Origin of the sequence: Bacillus sp. JJ1127 (assembly GCF_036965845.1) — a bacterium.
Classification (GTDB): Bacteria; Bacillota; Bacilli; order Bacillales; family Bacillaceae_G; genus Bacillus_A.
Genome location: NZ_JBALQK010000011.1, coordinates 1 through 5,601, shown reverse-complemented (window position 1 = coordinate 5,601; position 5,601 = coordinate 1). Strand labels below are relative to the sequence as shown.

Genomic DNA, 5,601 nt, shown 5'->3' with positions numbered 1-5,601 from the left:
AGAAAACGAGTGCAGGTCATCATAGCTGCGACTTATATGCTGGAAAATTAAAATGGATATATAGGTGGAAAATAAAGATAGGATTATGTAGAGTATCTATTTCTTTTATTATCCATAAATATGGAAGTTGCTAATGGGCATTTGAAAAATAAGTAGGTTAGAAAGATTCCCGTTAACTTGCACTCCATTGTTGACAGTACAATAATTTTTCATATAGAATGAGTGACGGTCATTCAATACGCGTGTGAAAGGACTCAGATTATGAATAAAAAAGAGAAAATTGTCTATGCAGCTATTGAAGTGTTTCAGGAAAAAGGCGTTGAAAAAACAAAGATCTCTGATATCGTAAAATTGGCTGGTATTGCTCAAGGAACTTTTTATCTGTATTTTCCTTCTAAATTATCTGTTATGCCTGCAATAGCAGAAGTGATGGTTGAAAAGATGATACATACGGTAAAAGAACGAGTACAAAATAATGAACCTTTTTCAAAGAAAGTTATGCAAGTGATAGATGCGGTTTTTGACTTTATAGCGGAATACCGTGAAATACAAGCATTAATGTATGCTGGTCTTGCATCAACTGAGCATATAAAAGAATGGGAAACTGTATATCAACCCCTTTATATGTGGCTAAATCAATTCTTAAATGAAGCAAAAGATGCAGGTGCAATTCGTAATTCCATTCACGCTGAAAGAACGGCAAAGTTATTTATTGCTCTTGTTGAATCTGCAGCGGAACAGGTTTATTTATATGATCATAAAAAGGATGATCAGGCCGATCTTCAGAAAGCTGAAGTACTAGACTTTTTAACACATGCATTGGACATTCGGGAATAAGCAGTTAGATGAATCCATACTAGTAAAGAGATGGGTTCATGCTACCATATAATGAATGATAGTCAGTCATTTTAAGGCAGCATGAATCAATCTCATCATTTATTAGCTTCGTTAGCCAATTCGAATATATGTAGAGCTTGAAGAATTGAAGGATAAATAAAAAAGCTCTTGGGGATTATTTTTGAGAGGGATTTTACATCAATGATTTATACAGGAAGAGGTGTTAAGAAATGAAGAAATCAATAAAAGAACAAAAGGCAGTATTAATTATTCTTCTAAGTAATATATTCATTGCGTTTCTCGGAATTGGTCTCATCATTCCGGTTATGCCGTCATTTATGAATATGATGCACTTATCAGGAAAAACGATGGGTTATCTTGTTGCCGTCTTTGCAGTAGCCCAACTACTTATGTCACCACTCACAGGACGCTGGGTGGACCGTTATGGCAGAAAGAAAATTATCATAATTGGCTTATTTCTCTTTGGTACTTCAGAACTTATTTTTGGTTTAGGAACGGATGTATCAATGCTATATCTATCAAGGATGCTAGGGGGAATTAGTGCGGCCTTTATTATGCCTGGTGTTACGGCATATGTTGCAGATATTACATCCGTTCAGGAACGACCAAAAGCGATGGGATATCTTTCTGCTGCCATCAGTACTGGTTTTATTATTGGTCCCGGCATCGGCGGCTTTGTTGCAGAATATGGTATACGTGTACCTTTCTTTTTTGCGGCAGTTATTGCTTTTCTAGCGTGTATTTCTTCCATATTTATTTTGAAAGAGCCGTTAACAACAAAAGAATTTGCAGAAATTTCGGCTCATACAAAGCAAACAAGCTTTATTGGAGATTTTAAAAAGTCATTAAATCCGCTTTACTTTATTGCATTTATTATTGTGTTTGTGCTTGCTTTTGGTTTATCAGCATATGAAACTGTTTTTAGCCCGTTTTCTGATCATAAATTCGGGTTCACACCGAAGGATATTGCTACTATTATTACAATCAGCTCAATCTTTGGTGTTATTGTGCAGGTATTTATGTTTGGAAAGTTAGTAGATATACTAGGCGAAAAAATGTTAATTCAAATATGTTTAATTACAGGAGCGATATTAGCAGTAGTTTCAACCTTAATCTCTAGTTTTTGGGTCGTACTGCTTGTAACTTCTTTTGTCTTTCTTGCATTTGATTTGCTTCGTCCGGCATTAACGACATTTTTATCAAAAGCAGCTGGTAAAGAGCAAGGGTTTGTTGCTGGCATGAACTCAACTTATACGAGTTTAGGAAATATTGTCGGACCGGCTATGGGAGGGATTTTATTCGATGTAAATATCCACTATCCTTACCTTTTCTCTGCTGTTATTCTGACTATTGGTCTTGGTATTACAGTCTTGTGGAAAGAAAACCAGTTGGCACAAAGCTTAGCGAAATAAAGAAAAACAAGTAAAATGAATTTTGAAATATAATCTAAAATAAGCAAAAAGCCCCTTCAAACTTGAAGGGGCTTTATAAAATTATAAAGGTTGCTGGAATGAGTTTTCATTTTTGTATTCTCTTTTTTCATACGTTACGTAAATAATGTGTCAGTATTACACTTATCTTAGCAACCTCACTATCAGAAGTTTTTTATTTAGGAATTGGAACTATTTTTTCTTACTCCAAAATTAAAAATAGGATCTTTAAGTTCATACTTATACGTAGATCCATCTACAATCCCTACAACTTTATCATTATCATAAAGTTCGAGCATAAATTCTGCCATCTGCTTTGCGGTGTGAAACTTTGGTACAGCACCATCATATTGAAACTCTTCGATATCAAGAGAACGTTTTGCAAATTCTGTTTCAGTTGCACCAGGAGCTAAAACTTTTGCTTGTAATTTTGCGCCTTGTTCTTTAAGTTCATGAGCAAGTCCTTCTGTAAATGCACTCACATAGAATTTAGTCGCACAGTAAGTAATAGCATTTGCAATAATAGTATATCCACCGCCCGATGAAACGTTGATAAGTTGTGTTCCATCAACCATTGAATAATCGCGAACAAAAAGAGATGACAGTATTGTTAGTGCTTCAATATTTAAATGCAGCATTGTCTCTATTTTGTTTAAATTTTGTTCAGCAATTGAGTCGAAATTACCAAAGCCTGCGTTGTTAATCCATGTTTCAATCTGAAAACCTTGAAGGCTTTCGTAAAGTTTATAAACATTTTCAGTAACGGATAAATCAGTTTTTCGAATTACAACATCTAAATCAGGATTTATTTTGGTTAGTTCCTCTAATTCTTCTTTTCTTCGAGCTACAAGTATTAAGTTTTTCCCACGAGCTGCAAAAGCTAGAGCGGCTTCATAACCAATTCCTGAACTAGCTCCAGTAATAACAGTATACTTCATATACATTCCCCCTGAATTTAAACCATTTTATTAGTAAATGTACTACGATTAGATTGTATTAGTTAGAGTGTACTCTAAGTCAAATCTTTTTTATAATCTTAATAAATGTATAGTACTGAATTAGATGCGGAGGTTATTATGTACACGATTAGTGAGGTAGCTAAATTATTAGGAGTGAGCACACATACATTACGATATTATGAAAAGGAAAAAATATTAGTTGCAAATCGTAATGCAAATGGAAACAGATTATACGATGAATCACATATTAGATGGTTACAGTTTGTGATGAAGTTAAAACAAACCCAAATGCCAATAGCACAAATAAGAGAATACGCCCGATTATATACAGAAGGAGAACACACAACTAAAACACGCTTAAAACTTTTAGAAGATCATCGAAAATCTATTCAAGATCAAATCGAAAACTTAGTAATCACCGAGAAGATGCTTGAGAAGAAGATTATTGCATATAAAGATTTGTTAAAAAATAAGTAGCGTAAACGATAGAAAGAGGGGAGCTTTCCTTATCCGAATGCTATCGAATCGATATTAAAAAAAACAAAATAAAAATTCACCTTAATGTAGTTACTGTTGAGAATTAGGCGCACTTTTTCGTTTTGGGGTACTTGCTTAATCTTAGGTTTTTGAACAAGGGGAAATCTCTTGCCAAGTACATTAATGTATGTCCACCTTACAATATATAAATTAGTTCCAGTGACAAAGTTATTTTGGATTAAATATAGTACACCGTCTGCTATATATTTTTCGTTATTTTATGAAAATTTTATATATAATGGTAATAACTAACAATGATAGAGGTGGTTTTATGGAGATTGAAAAAGTATTCGGCAAATTACCTACACTAGAAACAGAGCGTCTGATATTAAGAAAAATAACTTTAGAAGATGTTGAAGATATGTATTCGTACGGTTCTAATGAAGACGTATCTAAGTACGTTACTTGGGAAACTCATAATACATTATCTGACACTAAAGGGTTTGTTGAGTTTGTACTAACCCAATATGAGAATAAGAAAGTTTCCCCTTGGGGAATAGAATATAAAGAAAACGGAAAATTTATCGGAACTATTGATTTTGTTTCGTGGCAAGTAAAACACAATGTTGCTGAAATCGGATATGTTCTTTCTCAGGATTATTGGGGAAAGGGTATCGTAACAGAAGCCGCAAATGAAGTTATTAAATTTGGCTTTAACAATATGGATCTGGTTCGTATTCAAGCAAAATGTTTTGTAGAAAATATCGGTTCAGCACGAGTAATGGAAAAGGCAGGAATGTCTTTTGAAGGGATAATTAGAAAAGGGATGTTCGTAAAGGGAAAACATCAAGATGTGAAAATGTACTCTATTCTAAAAGAAGAGTTTAGCTCTATCCATAAACCAAAAATAGAAAATGTAAATAGTTGATAAGCAGCTTGTAATTTCAAGCTGCTTATCTTTTGTACATAATATTTTAGTAATTAAAACCTATTTTTAGCTTCTAATTGTTTCACGAAAGAGAATGGGTGTATCTCTATTACTTTTCAGCTTTTTTTTAGGTAATTCTATTTCTTGTACGACTCATATGTTCATAGAAAAGGAGTTTATCACGACTAAATACATGCAATAGAACATGGATGATAAAAATAGCATTAATTGTGAACGTAAATAATCCCGTTACAATTAAAACTAATTGATTTGTACTGTTTAAAATAAAGCTACTAGAGAGAATGTAATTGATTCCACCTAGACCAAAATAAAAAAGCCCATAGCGAACGAATAATTCTTTAAAGGTAATTCGTTTGTTTTTTCCTTGTATCTGAATGCGAAGTATTGCTTTTCCAAGTGTTTTTCCGTTCGTGAAATATGGAATAACAATGAAATAAATAAAGACTGTACATGCAATAACTAAGAGTTCATATGGATGAGCATAAGATTTAATGCTAGACTTAAATCAGCTAGAGAAGAAGGTGTGATTAAAAGAGATGCTAGAAGACAAGCAAAATACGATAAAACCTTTAACAAAGAGTATGACAAAGAACGACGTAAATAACAGCAAAGAATTTTGCCCTTATTGTAATGCTGACTTGCAAGGAGATCCGATTCCTAAAGAATCGCAAAAATCCTATAACGCAACTCATTTCACTAGAAAAATAGGAATCACACATATTGCACTTGATAGAATCTTAAAATGGCAATGTCCTGATTGTCATAAAGAGTGGAAGAATTAAGGTATTTAATTTCCCTCTTTTTTTGTGTATTTTTCATAACAGAAAGAGCATTAATATTATTTTATAAATGAAGGGGTTACATAAAAAAGACTAGTAATTTACTAGTCTTTTTTCAACAAAGTGAAAATGGGGCTGTCCCATAAGTC

Annotated in this window: 6 protein-coding genes and 1 pseudogene; 5 read left to right on the top strand and 2 right to left on the bottom strand. The window is 33.2% G+C overall.

Annotated features, from left to right (window positions below):
* Positions 1-258: 258 nt before the first annotated feature.
* On the top strand, positions 259-837 hold the full coding sequence (locus V7183_RS01925) for a TetR family transcriptional regulator (RefSeq protein WP_335358545.1): 579 nt from the start codon (positions 259-261) through the stop codon (positions 835-837).
* A gap of 230 nt (positions 838-1,067) precedes the next feature.
* On the top strand, positions 1,068-2,270 hold the full coding sequence (locus V7183_RS01920; protein WP_335358531.1) for an MFS transporter: 1,203 nt from the start codon (positions 1,068-1,070) through the stop codon (positions 2,268-2,270).
* Between the two features lie 197 nt (positions 2,271-2,467).
* Here V7183_RS01920 and V7183_RS01915 read toward each other — a convergent pair whose 3' ends face one another.
* Positions 2,468-3,226 (bottom strand): SDR family NAD(P)-dependent oxidoreductase, encoded by a 759-nt coding sequence (locus V7183_RS01915; RefSeq protein ID WP_335358530.1) that lies wholly within the window; start codon positions 3,224-3,226, stop codon positions 2,468-2,470.
* Between the two features lie 138 nt (positions 3,227-3,364).
* Here V7183_RS01915 and V7183_RS01910 point away from each other — a divergent pair, with 138 nt between their 5' ends.
* Positions 3,365-3,724 carry a MerR family transcriptional regulator gene (locus V7183_RS01910; protein WP_335358529.1) on the top strand — a complete coding sequence of 120 codons (360 nt, stop codon included), beginning with the start codon at positions 3,365-3,367 and terminating at the stop codon, positions 3,722-3,724.
* Positions 3,725-4,055: 331 nt separating this feature from the next.
* Positions 4,056-4,652: a GNAT family N-acetyltransferase gene (locus tag V7183_RS01905; protein WP_335358528.1), complete on the top strand. Its 597-nt coding sequence runs from the start codon at positions 4,056-4,058 to the stop codon at positions 4,650-4,652.
* Between the two features lie 127 nt (positions 4,653-4,779).
* Here V7183_RS01905 and V7183_RS01900 read toward each other — a convergent pair.
* Positions 4,780-5,178, bottom strand: a pseudogene (locus V7183_RS01900) (RDD family protein); the annotation flags it as partial.
* Positions 5,179-5,209: 31 nt separating this feature from the next.
* Here V7183_RS01900 and V7183_RS01895 point away from each other — a divergent pair.
* On the top strand, positions 5,210-5,455 hold the full coding sequence (locus tag V7183_RS01895) for a hypothetical protein (RefSeq protein ID WP_335358527.1): 246 nt from the start codon (positions 5,210-5,212) through the stop codon (positions 5,453-5,455).
* The last annotated feature ends 146 nt before the right edge of the window (positions 5,456-5,601 follow it).